Origin of the sequence: Prochlorococcus sp. MIT 1323, from assembly GCF_047304905.1 — a bacterium.
Classification (GTDB): domain Bacteria; phylum Cyanobacteriota; class Cyanobacteriia; order PCC-6307; family Cyanobiaceae; genus Prochlorococcus; species Prochlorococcus marinus_D.
The window spans coordinates 1,258,638-1,274,997 of record NZ_CP138973.1 but is presented as its reverse complement, the minus strand read 5'-3'; the positions used below and the strand labels follow the sequence as shown (position 1 = coordinate 1,274,997).

Annotated in this window: 10 protein-coding genes, 1 tRNA gene and 1 pseudogene; 2 read left to right on the top strand and 10 right to left on the bottom strand. The window is 49.8% G+C overall.

Annotated features, from left to right (window positions below; all coding sequences use genetic code 11):
- Nucleotides 1-16: 16 nt before the first annotated feature.
- The 5 genes and pseudogenes from SIB68_RS06280 to SIB68_RS06260 form a co-directional block, all read right to left on the bottom strand.
- Nucleotides 17-163 (bottom strand): hypothetical protein, encoded by a 147-nt coding sequence (locus SIB68_RS06280; RefSeq protein ID WP_155724891.1) that lies wholly within the window; start codon nucleotides 161-163, stop codon nucleotides 17-19.
- Between the two features lie 81 nt (nucleotides 164-244).
- Nucleotides 245-7,771 carry an Ig-like domain-containing protein gene (locus SIB68_RS06275; RefSeq protein ID WP_413682031.1) on the bottom strand — a complete coding sequence of 2,509 codons (7,527 nt, stop codon included), beginning with the start codon at nucleotides 7,769-7,771 and terminating at the stop codon, nucleotides 245-247.
- Between the two features lie 336 nt (nucleotides 7,772-8,107).
- Nucleotides 8,108-8,440: pseudogene (locus tag SIB68_RS06270) on the bottom strand (SBBP repeat-containing protein); the annotation flags it as partial.
- 428 nt (nucleotides 8,441-8,868) lie between these two features.
- On the bottom strand, nucleotides 8,869-9,129 hold the full coding sequence (locus SIB68_RS06265; RefSeq protein WP_063400061.1) for a hypothetical protein: 261 nt from the start codon (nucleotides 9,127-9,129) through the stop codon (nucleotides 8,869-8,871).
- 242 nt (nucleotides 9,130-9,371) lie between these two features.
- A tRNA-Arg gene (locus tag SIB68_RS06260) sits at nucleotides 9,372-9,445 on the bottom strand.
- A gap of 67 nt (nucleotides 9,446-9,512) precedes the next feature.
- Here SIB68_RS06260 and SIB68_RS06255 point away from each other — a divergent pair.
- Nucleotides 9,513-10,352, top strand: coding sequence for a hypothetical protein (locus SIB68_RS06255; RefSeq protein WP_063400062.1), 840 nt, complete (start codon nucleotides 9,513-9,515; stop codon nucleotides 10,350-10,352).
- A 36-nt stretch (nucleotides 10,353-10,388) separates the two neighbouring features.
- On the opposite strand, the gene SIB68_RS06250 is transcribed toward SIB68_RS06255, so the two are convergent.
- Both SIB68_RS06250 and rsmI read right to left on the bottom strand, forming a co-directional pair.
- Nucleotides 10,389-10,616: a hypothetical protein gene (locus tag SIB68_RS06250; RefSeq protein ID WP_063400063.1), complete on the bottom strand. Its 228-nt coding sequence runs from the start codon at nucleotides 10,614-10,616 to the stop codon at nucleotides 10,389-10,391.
- Nucleotides 10,617-10,659: 43 nt separating this feature from the next.
- On the bottom strand, nucleotides 10,660-11,529 hold the full coding sequence (gene rsmI, locus SIB68_RS06245) for a 16S rRNA (cytidine(1402)-2'-O)-methyltransferase (RefSeq protein WP_063400064.1): 870 nt from the start codon (nucleotides 11,527-11,529) through the stop codon (nucleotides 10,660-10,662).
- A 24-nt stretch (nucleotides 11,530-11,553) separates the two neighbouring features.
- Between rsmI and SIB68_RS06240 the strand changes: the two genes are divergently transcribed.
- A complete protein-coding gene (locus SIB68_RS06240; RefSeq protein WP_063400065.1) occupies nucleotides 11,554-12,471 on the top strand; it encodes a 3'(2'),5'-bisphosphate nucleotidase CysQ in 918 nt (305 codons plus the stop codon).
- A 21-nt stretch (nucleotides 12,472-12,492) separates the two neighbouring features.
- On the opposite strand, the gene SIB68_RS06235 is transcribed toward SIB68_RS06240, so the two are convergent.
- The 3 genes from SIB68_RS06235 to rseP all read right to left on the bottom strand — a co-directional run bounded on the left by SIB68_RS06235 (nucleotide 12,493) and on the right by rseP (nucleotide 16,353).
- Nucleotides 12,493-14,664 (bottom strand): polyribonucleotide nucleotidyltransferase, encoded by a 2,172-nt coding sequence (locus tag SIB68_RS06235; protein ID WP_413681807.1) that lies wholly within the window; start codon nucleotides 14,662-14,664, stop codon nucleotides 12,493-12,495.
- Between the two features lie 195 nt (nucleotides 14,665-14,859).
- Nucleotides 14,860-15,162, bottom strand: coding sequence for a 30S ribosomal protein S14 (gene rpsN, locus SIB68_RS06230; protein ID WP_063400067.1), 303 nt, complete (start codon nucleotides 15,160-15,162; stop codon nucleotides 14,860-14,862).
- A gap of 108 nt (nucleotides 15,163-15,270) precedes the next feature.
- Nucleotides 15,271-16,353 (bottom strand): RIP metalloprotease RseP, encoded by a 1,083-nt coding sequence (gene rseP / locus SIB68_RS06225; RefSeq protein ID WP_063400068.1) that lies wholly within the window; start codon nucleotides 16,351-16,353, stop codon nucleotides 15,271-15,273.
- Nucleotides 16,354-16,360 lie beyond the last annotated feature (7 nt).

The following is a 16,360-nucleotide window of genomic DNA, read 5'->3' as shown; positions in this document are numbered from 1 at the left end:
GTTGTATTCCTTTCCTTTACCCTTTGCTGCCCTGACGTTCGAGCTCAGCAAAGGCGATTTGACTGGAACCATTAAAGCTTGATTGGCTGCCATTGGCCGTTGCTGTTGATGGTTGATGCAGGCTTAGGCCCCAATCAGCATCAATCACAGCCAGATATGCCATTGTGATTTGGCCACCAAAGATGGCATCAACAACACGATCGTTATTGGCATCAACCTCAGTTGCTTGGATTAGTAGAGGCCATTATTGACTACTTCCACCGATTACATCATCTTGTAATCCCTCACCCTGAATATCACTTATGCTAGGTGAGCTGCCGCTGCCAGTCACTATTTCAGATTGAGTTACGGCATCTGCATCTTTATTTGAATCTGCTGTATTAACACTAAGTATTTGCTCAAGTGGTGCATCATATCCACCTATAGAAGCCTTGGCTTCTAAGGCATTCTGATCTTCAAAGGATTTATTATTCCATTGTTGACTAATACCAGTCTGAGTATTGAGTTCTGCCCAAGTAAAATTCGTTCCTTTACCTTGAAAATCATTATCACCAATATGCAGTGTTTTACCCCAGTCTTGATCTAGTACAGCCAGGTCTTTAATGTCGATTTTTCCGTTGAAATCTGCGTCTACATCTGCCGCATAGGTTTCTTTGCTTGCTTGGCTTTTTGTTTCGCCTTCTGCGATTGCTTTACCGGCATTATCCTTGATCATTCCATCTACATCACCTGTTCTATCTTCTAGTTGTTGACGTCTTGCCCCTGCATTGAGATATGCAAGGTCTTTCATTGTCACACTTCCATCATAATTAAGATCTCCTTGGAAAGTAATCAGATTTTTTGAGCCCTTAGTATTTTCAAATGTCTTAGCAACTTCTCTCGCCTTGAGGTTGACTATTCCAGAGCTAAGGTCAACTACATTACCTGCCGATCCAGTGATCTTGATCTCTGCATTGAGTTGAGTTGATTGACGCTCTGCTGTATCAAAGATCCCATTATCAAATCGACCACTGTTTAGATCAACACTGCTTACACCCGTATCAAAATAATAACTCGTGAGTTCAGCATTGCTATTAGATACACCTGTGACTTGGATATCATTCGCTTTGATATTACCGGTATTAGTCCATACGCTACTTGCCTGAATCGTATCCCCATAACGCACCAGGTTGGTAAATTGTTCTGTCTTCACACCAATGACTCGATCCGTGCCAAGAACTAGCCCATCAGCTTGTTCTTCTAAGTTTAGGTTTCCACTAAAGAGCGTAATATCATTTCCTTCTACGGCAAGATCACCTCCAAGTTCACGTAGACTTTTGATCTCGCGGTTGCTATGAGTCGTGCCATCATCAAAGTCACGAGAAAATATCGTGTGGTCTTGATTAGCAGCCAAGGAGAATAACAATGGATCACTGAACTTTCTGTTAAGATCACCTGCTGCTTGATCAGTCAGCTGTAGATAGGATTCTTTGATATCAAGATCTATTGACGCAAGTACAGTTTCAGATGAAATCGCATTACCGACAGAAAGGGCACTCAGGCCAGCTGCTGCAATACGAATGTTACCGGTGTCTTCATCGATATGAACTGCATTGGCGATGGGGAGATCATTACTAATACGAATATCAGAGGCCTTGACTGTATTAAACAGAAAGGGATCAAGCTTAACTATGATTTCTGCTGCTTCTAAGTTGTAATTATTATCCTTCGTTTCACCTGTAACTTCACCACTAATCTCAAGGGTATAGCGTTTTGAAAAGTCAACGTTATCTCCAAGTACAGCAAGTTGGCTATGGTTAGTTTCTTCTGTAGAATTGAGTTTATAGGCAAGCTTTAGATCTGTTAATTCTGTGACACCTACTTTCGCTGGCCAAGTTTCAGAAATAGAAACTGAGGTGTCAGTAATTTCAATAGAGCCTGTTTCCGCAACCTGACTCAAGCGTGCTGAATCAGAAAACAACTTGATCAGCACATTCTCCGTGCCTTCCCGTCTCCAGTCTTCTGCAAATGTGTTTGATATGGCAAATTCGCCTTGCCCGTTAACATGATTGGAACCACTCAGTTGACCATCTACTAAATCCTTAGTTGTTATATTGTCTCCAGCCAATGACCAGAACAGTTCTGTTCCTTGTGCCACATCTGTGGTCTTAACCGTTGTATCTAAACTTTTACCTTCATTGAGCTTTAATGCTGATGTCTCTAATGAATATGTTGGTGGTGTTGTTGATGTGTCATTGATTTCTACTGTTGCTGATTGAGCAAGAAGATCATTTCCTGATTGATCAGAGAAGAGCTTGACGATCAGGCTTTCAAGGCCTTCTGTGGTGAGATCTTCTGCGAAAGTCTGAGAGAAGGAGAACTTCCCATCAGCACCGACTTGATTCGATCCGCTGAGTTCACCACTAGATAAATCATCCGCTGTGATGTTCTCTCCTTGTAGTGCCCAGAACAGTTCTGTACCGAGATCAGCATCTGTGATTATATTTGTAGTTAGGCTTTCTCCTTCATTGAGGTCATTGGTTGATGTATTGAGTCTGTATGTTTCAAAGATATTATTGATGCTGAGGCTGACCTCCTGCTCACTCTTGTTTCCAGCTAAATCGGTGGCAGAGATGGAGAATGAATAGGAGGGCTTGGTCTCATAATCTGGATCGTCTTTAAGGATTACCTTTCCTGTTGATGCATTAATGGAGAAGGATTCTGCATCGACGCTATTGCTTTGTTTGAGGCTGTAGGAGATATCTAATGCATCATCTGTGGACGCGGTATAGATAACTTGGTCTGCGCCACTATTTTCTGCGATGGCGGTAGCTGTGTCTCCCGAAAAGAAGGCAGGAGCAGTGGTATCAATGGTGAGGTTGAGGGGATCCGATAGATCAGAAGTGCTGGTAGTAACGGTCAGGCGATCATCGAAGGGGTCCGCGAAAGAGACCACACCAGAGCTGAGATCAGCAGCGACGCTGCTGCTATCACCGCCGCAGTCGGAGATACCCCAAGTGACAACGGAGCCATCGTCTTTAACTGCCGCGAAGGCGTCATCAGTAGAGAAGATCTGGTTCACACCAGAGCTGAGCTGATCAGCAACGTTGCTGCTATCTCCTCCCCTGTCAGAGCGCCCCCAAGTAATAACGGAGCCGTCATCCTTTAAAGCTGCAAAAGCCCTCTTATTGGCAAAGATCTGTTTCACACCAGAGCTGAGCTGATCAGCAACGCTGCTGCTATTACCGCCCCTCATGTTGACCCCCCAGGCAACTACGGAGCCGTCGTCTTTTATTGCCGCGAAGGCGTAATCTGTAGAGGAGATCTTGCTAACACCAGAGCTGAGCTGATCAGCAACCTTGCTGCTATCACCGACGTAGAGCCCCCAGGAAACTACGGAGCTGTCGCCTTTTAAGGCCGCAAATCCGCTCTCAGTAGAGAAGATCTGGTTCACACCAGAGCTGAGCTGATCAGCAACGCTGCTGCTATCACCGCCGTGAACTGACTCTCCCCAAGTAACAACTGAGCCGTCGTCTTTAACTGCCGCGAAGGCGGAATCAGTAGAGAAGATCTGGCTGACACCAGAGCTGAGTTCAAGATCAACGCTGCTGCTATCTCCGCCAGAGTTGGTGTTCCCCCAAGTGACAACGGAGCCATCGTCTTTAACTGCTGCGAAGGCAGATCCCGTAGAGAAGATCTGGTTGACACCAGAGCTGAGATCAGCAGAGACACTGCTGCTATCACCGCCTGCGGAGGAACTCCCCCAAGACACAACGGAGCCGTCGTCTTTTAATGCCGCGAAGGAGCTAGCAGTAGAGAAGATCTGGTTGACACCAGAGCTGAGATCAGCAGCGACGCTGCTGCTATCACCGCCTGCGGAGGAACTCCCCCAAGACACAACGGAGCCGTCGTCTTTTAATGCCGCGAAGGAGCTAGCAGTAGAGAAGATCTGGTTGACACCAGAGCTGAGCTGATCAGAAACGCTGCTGCTATCTCCGTTGTGTTCGTGACCCCAAGTAACAACGGAGCCATTGTCTTTTAATGCCGCGAAGGCCTCTCTAGAAGAGAAGATCTGGTTCACACCAGAGCTGAGTTGATCAGCAACGCTGCTGCTGTCTCCGCCGTAGTCGGAGCGGCCCCATGTAACAACAGAACCGTCGTCTTTTAATGCCGCGAAGGCGGAGTTGTTGCGATGCTCATGCGTCGACCGGCCTGGTGAAGCAACAGGTATCGCAGTGCGTTGTAAATCACTTGAAGTTTCTGTTGAAGTTGCGGTGATGACGATCGAGCCATCAGCCAAAGGGTTGTTATTCGCGACCGTGTAAGACCAATTGGTGTTTTTATCGGTTATTGAGCTGCCAAGAGATACTCCGTCAGCAAAGAGTTCAACGCTGGAACCTGCTTTTGCAGTGCCGGAGAACGTGGGTGTGTTGTCACTTGTGATGTCGTCTGAATTCGAGATGCCGCTATCAGACGTAGCGATGAGATCTGGAGTTGAAGGAGGAGCTGGTTTTGTTGAGGTATCTTTGATCTGAACAGTGGATGATTCAGCAAGGAGTTGAGAATTTGTTTGATCAGAGAAAAGCTTGACGATCAGGCTCTCAAGGCCCTCTGTGGTGAGATCTTCTGCGAAGGTCTGAGAGAAGGAGAAGTTGCCATCAGCACCGACTTGATTCGATCCACTCAGTTGTCCACTAGATAAATCATCCGCTGTGATGTTCTCTCCTTGTAGAGCCCAAAACAGTTCAGTGCCGAGATCAGCATCTGTCGTGATATTTGTAGTTAGGCTCTCTCCTTCATTCAGCCAGTTGGTCGATGTATTGAGTATGTATGTTTCATAGATATTATTGATGCTAAGGCTAACCTTCTGCTCACTGTTATTTCCAGCTACATCAGTGGCAAATACGGAGAATGAATAGGATGGATTGGTTTCATAATCTGGATCGTCTTTGAGGCTTACCTGTCCTGTTGATGCAGCAATAGAGAAGGATTCTGCATCGTCGCTATTGCTTTGTTTGAGGCTGTAGGAGACCTCTGATGCATCATCTGTGGCAGCGGTATAGATAACTTGAGCAGCACCACTGTTTTCTGCGATGGGGGTAGCTGTGTCGCCAGAGGAGAAGGCAGGAGCAGTGGCATCAATCGTGAGATTGAGGGGATCTGATGGATCAGAGGTGGTGGAAGTAACGGTCAGGCGATCATCGTGGAAGGGGTCCGCAAAGGAGACCACACCAGAGCTGAGCTCAAGATCAACGTTGCTGCTATCCCCGCCAGCGTTTGAGGCCCCCCAAGTAACTACGGAGCCGTCGTCTTTAACTGCTGCGAAGGCACTATAAGTAGAGAAGATTTGGCTAACACCAGAACTGAGCTGATCAGCAACGCTGCTGCTATTACCGCCCCAGCTGGAGCTCCCCCAAGACACAACGGAGCCGTCGTCTTTTAATGCCGCGAAGGCGCCATTAGTAGAGAAGATTTCGCTGACACCAGAGCTGAGCTCAAGATCAACAGGAGCTCCTACAGCAGCGTTGCTGCTATCACCGCCGAAGAAGTGGTTACCCCAAGACACAACGGAGCCGTTGTCTTTTAATGCCGCGAAGGCGTACTCAGTAGAAAAGATCTTGTTAACACCACCACTGAGCTGAGCAGCGACCTTGTTGCTATTACCAGAGCCATATCCCCAGCTTGCTCCACCAAAGTTTATATGTTGGGACGGTATTCCGTCGAACCCCCAGGTAACAACAGAACCGTCAGCTTTTAATGCCGCGAAGGCTTCAGAAGTAGAGAAGATTTGGCTAACACCAGAGCTGAGATCAACATCAACAGCTTTGTAGTAGGTGGATTTGCTGCTATCACCGCCTTTAGTTGAGTTACCCCAAGTAACAACAGAGCCGTCGTCTTTTAATGCCGCGAAGGCACTAGAAGTAGAGAAGATCTGGTTAACACCAGAGCTGAGCTCAAGATCGACGCTGCTGTTATCACCGCCGTAGCCGGAGACCCCCCAAGTAACAACAGAGCCGTCGTCTTTTAATGCCGCGAAGGCACTAGAAGTAGAGAAGATCTGGTTAACACCAGAGCTGAGCTCAACATCAACGCTGCTGCTATCACCGCCGGAGTTGGAGCCCCCCCAAGTAACAACAGAGCCGTCGTCTTTTAATGCCGCGAAGGCACTAGAAGTAGAGAAGATCTGGTTAACACCAGAGCTAAGCTCAAGATCAACGCTGCTGCTATCTCCGCCGTAGTCGGAGTTCCCCCAAGTAGCAACAGAGCCGTCGTCTTTAACTGCCGCGAAGGCATCAAAAGAAGAGAAGATCTGTTTGACACCAGAGCTGAGCTCAACATCAACGCTGCTGCTATCACCGCCGGAGTTGGAGCCCCCCCAAGTAACAACAGAGCCGTCGTCTTTTAATGCCGCGAAGGCACTAGAAGTAGAGAAGATCTGGTTAACACCAGAGCTAAGCTCAAGATCAACGCTGCTGCTATCTCCGCCGTAGCGAGAGTCTCCCCAAGTAATAACGGAGCCGTCGTCTTTTAATGCCGCGAAGGCGAACTCGTTGCGATACTCATGGGTAGATCGGCCTGGTGCAGCAACAGGTATCGCCGTGCGTTGTAAATCAATTTTTGTAGTTTCTGTTGAAGTTGCGGTGATGGCGATTGATCCATCAGCCAGGGGGGAGTCATTCGCGACGGTGAAAGACCAATTGCTGTTGTTATCGGTTTTCGAGCTGCCAAGAGATATTCCATCAGCAAAGAGTTCAACGCTGGAACCTATTTTTGCCGTGCCGGAGAATGAGGGTGTGTTGACGTTGGTCAGATTGTCTGAATTCGAGATGCCGCTATCTGAAGCGGCGATCAGATCTGGTGTTGAAGGAGGAGCTGCTTTTGTTGAGGTATCGTTGATCTGAATAGTGGATGATTCAGCAAGGAGTTGAGAATTTGATTGATCAGAGAAGAGCTTGACGATCAGACTTTCAAGGCCTTCTGTTGTGAGATCTTCTGCGAAGGTCTGAGAGAAGGAGAAGTTGCCATCAGCATCAACTTGATTGGAGCCGCTGAGTTCACCACTAGATAAATCATCCGCTGTGATGTTCTCTCCTTGTAGAGCCCAAAACAGTTCTGTTCCTTGAGCCACATCTGTGGTCTTAACCGTTGTATCTAAGCTTTGGCCTTCATTGAGCGTTGATGCTGATGGCTCTAATGCATACGTTGGTGGTGTTGTTGATGTGTCATTGATCTCTACTGTTGCTGATTGAGCGAGTAGTTCGTTGCCTGCGCCATCAGAGAAGAGCTTGACAACCATGCTCTCAAGACCTTCTGTTGTGAGGTCTTTTGCAATGAGGTGGGAAATAGTGAACCCACCATCAGCAAAGCTGCCATCAATTTGACTAAATCCCTTTAATTCACCTTGAGAGAAGTCTGACAAAGTAATATCTCCTTGCACTCCTTCAACTTCCCAGTAAATCTCGGTGCCTTGATCAACATTTTCTGTGCTAACTGTTGTCGTTATCCATTCTCCTTCGCCTATTGAGGTTTGAGTTGTTGTTACTGCATAGTCGGGTGCTTTGTATATATACTTGCTCAAAAAATGACTCACATTGTTATTTGCAGAATCGTAATCCTGGCCAATGATATAGATTTCTCCTTTACTGCCTACACTAATATCCTCTACTCTTCCTCCAGCGCCAACAGAGCCAAGTGTCTTGCTCCAATCAAAAGAGTCATTAGCATTTAGCTTGTTAACAAAAAGATCCTTTGGTGTGTAGTACCCACCACCTGCTTTGCCAGCAATGAGCATCGACCCATCGATATCTTCTGCTACTGCATCGAACGAAATCTCGTAATGAGGTTGATTTGGTAATTCTGTCCATTCTCTTGAGCCATCACTGCTATACCTACTAAGAAAAGACTGTAAAGGAACTCCGTTATTTATAGTTGTTAATCCGATCAAATATGCAGAGTCATCGCTGTCTATCTCGATCGAATCTACCGAATCGTATCCACTAGTACCCAACACTTTGGACCACTCTTTAGTACCACTAGAGTTGTACTTGCTAACAAAACCACTATCTTTTAATGATGATCCGTATCCGTTACTGGAACTGGGATTATGTTCTCCATCAAAATGCCCAAAAGTTGTGCCTCCGATATAAACGGAACCATTGCTATCAGTGGCAATTGAATTAGGAGATTCATATTCTTCAGATCCTAATTGCCTTGTCCATTGCGTTGCTCCACTTGATGAAATCTTGCTAATAAAAACATCATGATTTCCGTGGTGAGACACTCCATAATTTGATCTATTTAACCTCCCATCTATTGATCCTGTAATGTAGACAGATCCATCGCTACTAGATGTTATTCCTTTAACTGTGGGTACAGGAGTCTGATAAGTATAATAACCACCGTAACCATTCCAAGTCCTATTAGTTGTTGCTTCTATACTTACATCCCAATCGTATGTCATTGGAATGGGTTGTCCAAGCCAATTGTAATCAGTTTCAGGAAGATATTTTGTGACTTGAATTCCTGCGCTACTTTGATCACTTAAATAGTTGGTGTTGTTGGCAAATGTCCGTGCAATAAATACGGAACCATCTTTGTCAGTCGTTACAAAAAGAGGGCCACTGCCTCCATAGATTCCGATGCCCTGAGCATTTTCAGAAAGTTCCCAAGCTTTGGTCCCGTCTGAATTGTATTTAGTCAGATAAGGAACACTTCTATAGCTAACAATCGGCGTACCGTATGCATTTCCTGTTGTTTCCTCAACATAATCCGTACTCGAAATATAAGTAGATCCATCGCTACCAATAGCAGTATTTTGAAGATACCCTTCATAATCAAGGTAACTTGTCCACTCATGTTGAGGTTGCAACCCTTTGGGATAGGTGCTGGTCAAGAGATAACACCCTTCCGGCTACTTATTGCAGCCAATTGATTGCTATCGCTAATTTTATTCTTGCTATCAATACAGATAGCAAGACAGCTAGATTTAGGCAGGGTATTAATTCTGAATTGATTGCAAGCGTATCTATTAAAGTTTTCTATTAAACTCAGCAGATTGGACCGCCAATTAATATCCTCTATATCAAGCCACTTTGTTTTTAAGTACTTATGTTCGGCCAGGGTTGGCTCAAGGGCTTTGTTAGCAAGCATGCCAAAGCCTCCCTGTCTTTCATTTGTCTATTATCTCATGAGAGTTTTTGGTGGTAATCAGCGTATTAGCTTCTCCGAAATCTTTCAATACACCCATACAAGTTTAAGTACCTAGGAAGAAAACCATGTTTTCCCGCGAGAAGTCGGTCATTGCTAGCACAGGTGAGAGCAAAGTGAGAGCAGTGGGCTTTAGGCATGAAAAAAGGGGCTCGGCTTTCACTGAAACCCCTTGGTGTAATTGACGCCCCCTGATGGATTCGAACCATCGACCGACTGCTTAGAAGGCAGTTGCTCTATCCAGCTGAGCTAAGGGAGCACTCCATCATTTTGGCAGTCAACATCGAGTTGGCCTCCTATGGTTAGAGGCTGCGAACTTGCATCCGATGGCGGCCAGCCGGCTCAGCGATAGTCAGAAATCTGAGCTTGTGGAGCGTTACAGGGCAGGTGATGCCACAGCAAGCCTTGCCAAGGCTTACGGCTGCAGCCCTAATACTGTCACGCGCACCGTTAAAACGCTGCTTTCAGAGAAGGACTATGCCGCTGTGAAGGCTTCTCGTGCCCAGCGTGGTGCCATCTCTAAGCCTCTCTCTACTGTTGAAGCTGCAAGCGTTAAGGATCAATCAGCGTCGAGCTTATCGACGCTGACTCCCCCTGAAGAGGTGAAGCTTGCAGAGGATCAGCTTGAAGAGCGGCAAGTGGAGCAGCTCGCGTTGGACGACGAAGCTGCAGGTGTTCTTGCTCTCGATGATGCCGATGACTTTGGTGATGATCCGGAAGAGGACTCGAGCGAAGATGATCCTCTCGAGGCGGACATGGGGGATCTCCCTGAGTCCGAGGTGTTTCGCGAGCTGGTTCCTTTAGTCGCAGATTCTGTTGCTTTCAATGATCGTCCAACGGTTCAATGTCAGCCTCTCTTGCCTGGCTTGTTACCTAGCAGTGTTTATATGCTTGTCGACAAGACAGTTGAACTTGATGCACGCCCGCTGAAGGAGTTCTCAGAGTTGGGCTCGCTAGCCGATGATGATCAAGACAGACGGGCTCTTTGTTTGTTTGCGAATCCCCGTTCTGCCAAACGTCAGTGTGGACGTAGTCAAAGGGTGATCAAGGTACCTGATACAAGCGTTTTTGAGCTCACCACCTCCTATCTGTTGGCTCGCGGAATCACTCGTTTGGTGCTGGAGGGTTCACTGATTGCCCTTGATTCTCAAGCCCCATCGATCTGAACGGTTCTTGATTCGTCGCTTCAGAGTCAGAGTCTTTCAGGCTCTTGGCTTGGGCAGCAGCAGAGCGGCTGTACTGCCGCCACTAATGACACCTGCGACGATTGACATCCCTACCAGAAAACCTGTGGGGAGCTCTGCGCTTTTGGCCTCACCCAGCCTGAGACTGTGACGATCACTGAGATTTTGGGCTCCCAGGCATAGCACGACTAGGAGCAATCCGCCGCTGACAAGACTGGTTGTTAGCAGCCGCAGCCGCAGCAGCATGATGTGTTTTCGATGGTTCCCTTAGTTTGCCCTCTCTAGGAGTTCACTCGCTCTCGTTTTCTACCATTTGGTGTACCAGGGCATAAAGAGCCCTTCTGGATTGCCCTGATTGTTGAGCGAGTTGTCGAGCGGCATCGCTTGCACTTGCTCCACTGGCCATCAACGCTGCCAATTCCGCTCGCCAATGTGCGTCACTTTGCTGATCTGGTCCTGAAATTGAAGCACCTCCTAGAACAAGAGTGCATTCCCCTAGAGGCTTGTGTTCAAGAAAATGCTGTAGGGCTGCTGCGATCGTTGGCCCTACTTGTTGTTCATGGCGTTTGGTGAGTTCCCTGGCCACCTGTAAGGGCCGCTCATCCCCACAAAGTTCCGCCAATTCTTTCAGTAGTTGCACCAGCCGGTGTGGTGCTTCATAAAGAATGGTTGTTCGGGTCTCGCTGGCGACCGCTGCCAGCTGCTGCCGCCGTTCCTTGCCTCTAGAGGCTAGAAAACCTTCAAAACAAAAGCGGCCAGATGGAAGTCCGCTGCTCACTAAGGCTGTTGTTGCTGCACAGGGGCCGGGAATACAGATCACCTGGTGCCCAGCTGCCCTAGCGGCTGCGACGAGTTGTTCGCCGGGATCGCTGATGCCCGGCAGCCCGGCATCACTGATTAAAGCCAGGCTTTGCCCTTCGTTGAGCAGTTGAAGCAGTTGGGGGAGGCGAGCTTTGGTGTTGTGTTGGTGGAAGCTGAAACGTTGACTCTGCGCGCCCAGGCCGTTGAGTAGATGGCCGCTATGACGTGTGTCTTCACAGGCGATGGCCGAGACATTCGTGAGCACAGAGCGTGCTCTGGGGGAGAGATCTCCGAGGTGACCAATGGGCGTCCCAACCACATAAAGCACCCCTGGTGCTGGTTCCTCTCGCTGGCTCAAAATGAGGCTTGCACGTGTCTATTCATGATGCCGAACGGACCTCTTCTCCCTGTTGGTGTGGACCTGGAGGTTTTGTTGCAGCACTTGAGGCGATTGAGCTGGGGTGCTGCAGACATCCTGCTGGCCTATGCCCGGGGAGAACAGCCACCGCATGGATTTTCTAAGGCTCTGAGTGTTGAAGATGGTGGTGAGGGGCCTGTCTCTGCAGCTGACCTTGCGGTGAACCGTTGGCTTCTGGATGGCTTAGCAGCGAATTTCCCTTTGGCAGATTGGACTCTATTGAGTGAGGAGACGGCAAAGGAGCAACTCACTGCAGGCGAACCCTTAGCGGCGGAATGGTTGTGGATCCTTGACCCTTTGGATGGCACAAAGGACTTCTTGCAGGGCACAGGTGAATACGCCGTGCATCTTGCCTTGGTGCATGGTCAACGACCAGTGCTTGGCGTGGTACTCCTGCCAGAAGCCGAGGAGCTTTGGTTCGGTGTGATCGGTTCTGGTGCCTGGTGCGAAGACCGGCAGGGACAACGTGCGCCGGTGCGTTTTAGTCAGCGCAAGGCTTTTGGTGAGTTGATGCTGGTAGCGAGTCGCAACCACCGCGACAACAGGCTTGAACAGCTGCTAGAGAGCCTTGCTCTTGGTGGTAGCAAGGCTGTGGGCAGTGTGGGTTGCAAGGTAACCACGATTCTGCGCGGAGAAACAGATCTCTATGTCTCTCTTTCAGGTCGTAGTGCTCCAAAAGATTGGGATATGGCGGCTCCAGAGGCGGTGCTGATGGCTGCAGGGGGATGTTTCACTCATGCTGATGGACGCCAGCTTGCTTACAACAGCGGTGATGTGCGTCAGGCCGGCTGTTTGATCGCCAGCCATGGCCTTGCCCACGCCCAGCTTTGTGAAGCAGCGGCGCGGGCTATCGAAGAGATCGACCCAGGCTTTCAGGTTTGAATTGACCTGAAAGCCAGCCCATCAGTTGAGAGGGGTTACAGGAGTTGGAGCTGGCTCTGATTGAGTCTCTTCGCCGTACTGAGGGACGCCTCTGAGTGTGAGGTTGATACGCCCACGATTGTCAATCTCTCGTATCCGTACTGTCACCTCATCACCTACTTTCACGACGTCGTCGACCTTCTCCACGCGAGCCTCTGACAGCTGGGAGATGTGGATCATGCCCTCTTTGCCGGGCAGGATCTCTACGAAAGCCCCGATCGGAATGATCCTTGTGATGGTTCCGGTGAAAACCTCCCCCTCGTTTACTTTGCGGGTGAGTCCTTCGATGATGCGTTGGGCGGCCTCTGCAGCAGCCCCGTCATGAGAAGCAATCGTGACGATGCCACCGTCTTCAATGTCGATCTTGGTGTTCGTGCGTTCTGTGATGCCCTTGATTGTGCGACCACCCGGGCCAATCACTGTGCCGATCAGTTCTGGATCGATTCTGAAGCTCAGCAGGCGCGGGGCATGGGGAGAGAGGCTAGTCCTGGGAGCGTCAATGGCTTCCAGCATCTTCTCGAGGATATGGATCCTGGCAGGGCGGGCCTGATTGACAGCTTCTGCAATGGTTTTGACAGGAAGGCCGGTGATCTTCATGTCCATCTGCAGGGCCGTGATGCCATCTTTTGTTCCAGCCACCTTGAAGTCCATATCACCGAGGAAGTCCTCGATTCCCTGGATGTCAGTGAGGATGCGAATCTCAGCATCTTCCTTGATCAAGCCCATGGCGGCTCCGCTGACTGGAGCCTTCAGTGGCACACCTGCATCCATGAGTGCCAGGGTGCTGCCGCAGACCGAGCCCATTGAGGTGGAGCCATTGGAGCTGAGGACTTCGCTCACCACCCTGAGCACGTAAGGGAAGGTGTCCTTGGGAGGCAGTACTGGAATGATGGCGCGTTCAGCGAGGGAACCATGGCCTACCTCACGGCGCCCGGGCGATCGCATTGGACGTGTCTCGCCAACGGAATAGGGGGGGAAGTTGTAGTGGTGTAGATAGGTCTTCTCAGGTCCAGGGTTGAGGTCATCCATCTCCTGGGCATCGCTGGGTGTGCCCAGGGTGGCGGTGGACAGCACCTGGGTGAGTCCGCGTTGGAAGAGTCCGGATCCGTGCACGCGTTTTGGCAGCACGCCTGCGGCGGAAGTGATGGTGCGGACCTCATCGAGCTTGCGACCATCGACGCGTTTGCCTTGTTTGATGATTTGCTCACGCATCAATTTTTTGGTGAGCGCCTTGAAGTTGTTGCTCAAGACTTTGCTGTTGGCATTCACTGACTTGCGAACGGCATCGTCTTCTTTGAGGCTGTCAATGGCTTCAGCTGTTTTCGCTTTGATGGCATCCAATTTGCTATCGCGTTCAGCTTTGGTCTGCTCAAATTGCTTAAGCACTTCCCCGATGCTCTTGCTGCAATTTTTTTCAAGATAAGAAGACAGCTTGGTGTCTTGGTCTTGAGTGGGGGGTTCCGGCTTTACCTGCTGAATCCCTGCATCCTTGAGGATGGATTGCTGTGCCTTGATTAATTCGCAAACGGCTTCATAGCCAAAATTGATGGCTTCGATGACATCCCCTTCTGGCAGCTGGTTTGCACCGGCTTCAACCATGACAACCCCATCTGGGGTGCCAGCCACCACGAGATCGAGATCGCCACGTTCGATTTCTCGATAGCTGGGATTCAGAACGAAATCATCACCGAGAAGCCCTACCCTTACTGCAGCCATTGGCCCCTGGAAGGGGATGCCTGCGAGTAAGGTGGCCATGGAAGCTCCCGTAACGGCCAGCACATCTGCTGGAACCCGTTCATCGAGAGAGAGGCATGTTGCCACGATCTGAAGGTCGTCCCTCATCCAGCTAGGGAATAAGGGCCTCATGGGGCGATCGATTAGACGAGCGATCAGTGTGGCTCTCTCTGGCGGGCGTCCTTCACGTCGCATGAAACTGCCAGGAATGCGGCCAGCTGCATAGAGCCGCTCCTCGTAGTCGCAAATAAGGGGAAGAAAATCGATGCCTTCGCGGCCTGTCGATCTGGTGGCGGTTACCAGGACGGCGGTGTCGCCGCATTCCATCATCACGGAACTACCGGCCTGGGGGGCATATCGCCCTGTGGTCAGCCGAATCTCCCGACCATCAAAGGAGATCGACTGTGTCTGACCTTGCACGTTCTCTTATGTTTTTTTGTCAAGCACCATACTGGCACTTTGCCGAGTCAACTTTCGTGGAATTTTGGAATTGATTCCTGTTGGTTCAGTTGCTAAGCAATAAAAAAGAGGGATGGATGACTTCAATCCCTCTTGCGAATGAGTAAGAGCTCTCCACGTCTATAGATGCAGATAGATGCAGAAATGGTTTGAGAGTTACCAGCTGGACTTGACGACTCCAGGAAGTTCGCCTTTGTGAGCTCGTTCTCTCAGCTGGTTGCGGCATAGCCCGAAGTCGCGATAAACGCCTCTTGGCTTTCCTGTGGCCCAGCAACGATTGCGGATGCGGTTTGGAGCACTGTTGCGCGGGAGAGCTTGAATCTTGCGGTGGATCTCAAGACGTTGCATTGGATCCTTGGCTGCATTGAATGCTGCCATTAGAGCCGCTCTCTTGGCTGCGTAGCGCTCAACAATCTTCTTGCGCTTTACATCACGGGCGATCATTGACTTTTTAGCCATGCGGCAGTTTTGAAGCACGAGGGTCGATAACGAACTTTACCTTCCAACTGCTGTAATTGTTTTGCTTGCCCAGTTTTCAGCTGCTCAGGCTCTTGCAAATAGGCCAGATCAGTGACCGATCAGTTGTTGCACCACCGATAGTTGCGTGGTGTCGCGAACGATCAGCACCACACTAAGACCTACCAATAAAAAAAAGCCTGATTGCATGAAAGCCATCTGGATGCGCTCCGGAATTGGTCGCCCACGCAAGCCTTCTAATAGCAGTAGCAGCAGTTGGCCGCCATCAAGGAGGGGTAGCGGAATGGCATTGAGTACGGCGAGATTGATCGAAAGCAATGCCGCGAAAAGCACTAGGCCAGAACTACCTTGGCTGGTTAGCTGGGCGCCCATTTCGACAATCTTCACAGGGCCACTGACTTGTTGGGCTGTGGTTGCGAAATCGGTGATGAGTCCTGAATAGCCCTTAACGGTTCGACTGAGTAGGGAAATGAATTGGCTGTCAACATGGTTCAGAACCTCTCCGGGGCCGTGGGCCCGACGGGTTTTGCCTGTGACGTTGGCCTGCAATTGGGCGCCCACCCTGCCATTGCCTTGTTGCTCAGCGGGGATGAGCACAATCTTGCTGCGTTGACCCGAACGGACTCTGTCCAGGTGAATTTTGCTGCCTGGTGACTCTTTGATTTGACTCACCAGGGCCTGGATCGCTTCTTGACCTCGCCCTAGCTCGTTGCCATCCACGCTGAGGATTCGATCGCCAGCGGCTAGCCCTGCAGCAGCAGCGGCTTCTCCGGGTTGAACGGCTACAACGATGACACCTGGATCAGGTTGGCTTGGCAGCCCGATCATGACCGCTTGGCCCATTAGCACCAGCCATGCCAGCAGCAGATTGGCCATGACCCCTGCACAGATCACCAGGGCTCGTTGTCTGATCGGCCGGTTGCGGAGTAGGTCGGGATCATCAGGGGGGATTTCGCTGTTTTCGTCGTCATCCGGAAATGAAACGAAGCCCCCTAAAGGCAGAACTCGCAGCGCATATGTGACACCCCTTCGTTGTCGTTTGATCAGCGCCGGTCCAAACCCGATCGAAAATCCATTCACACGGATTCCCTGAGCAGTGGCAGCCAGAAAGTGCCCAGCTTCATGAATGATGATCAGCAGGGCTAGAACCGTCAGCGCCGCAAAAACGTTCATTCAGCTT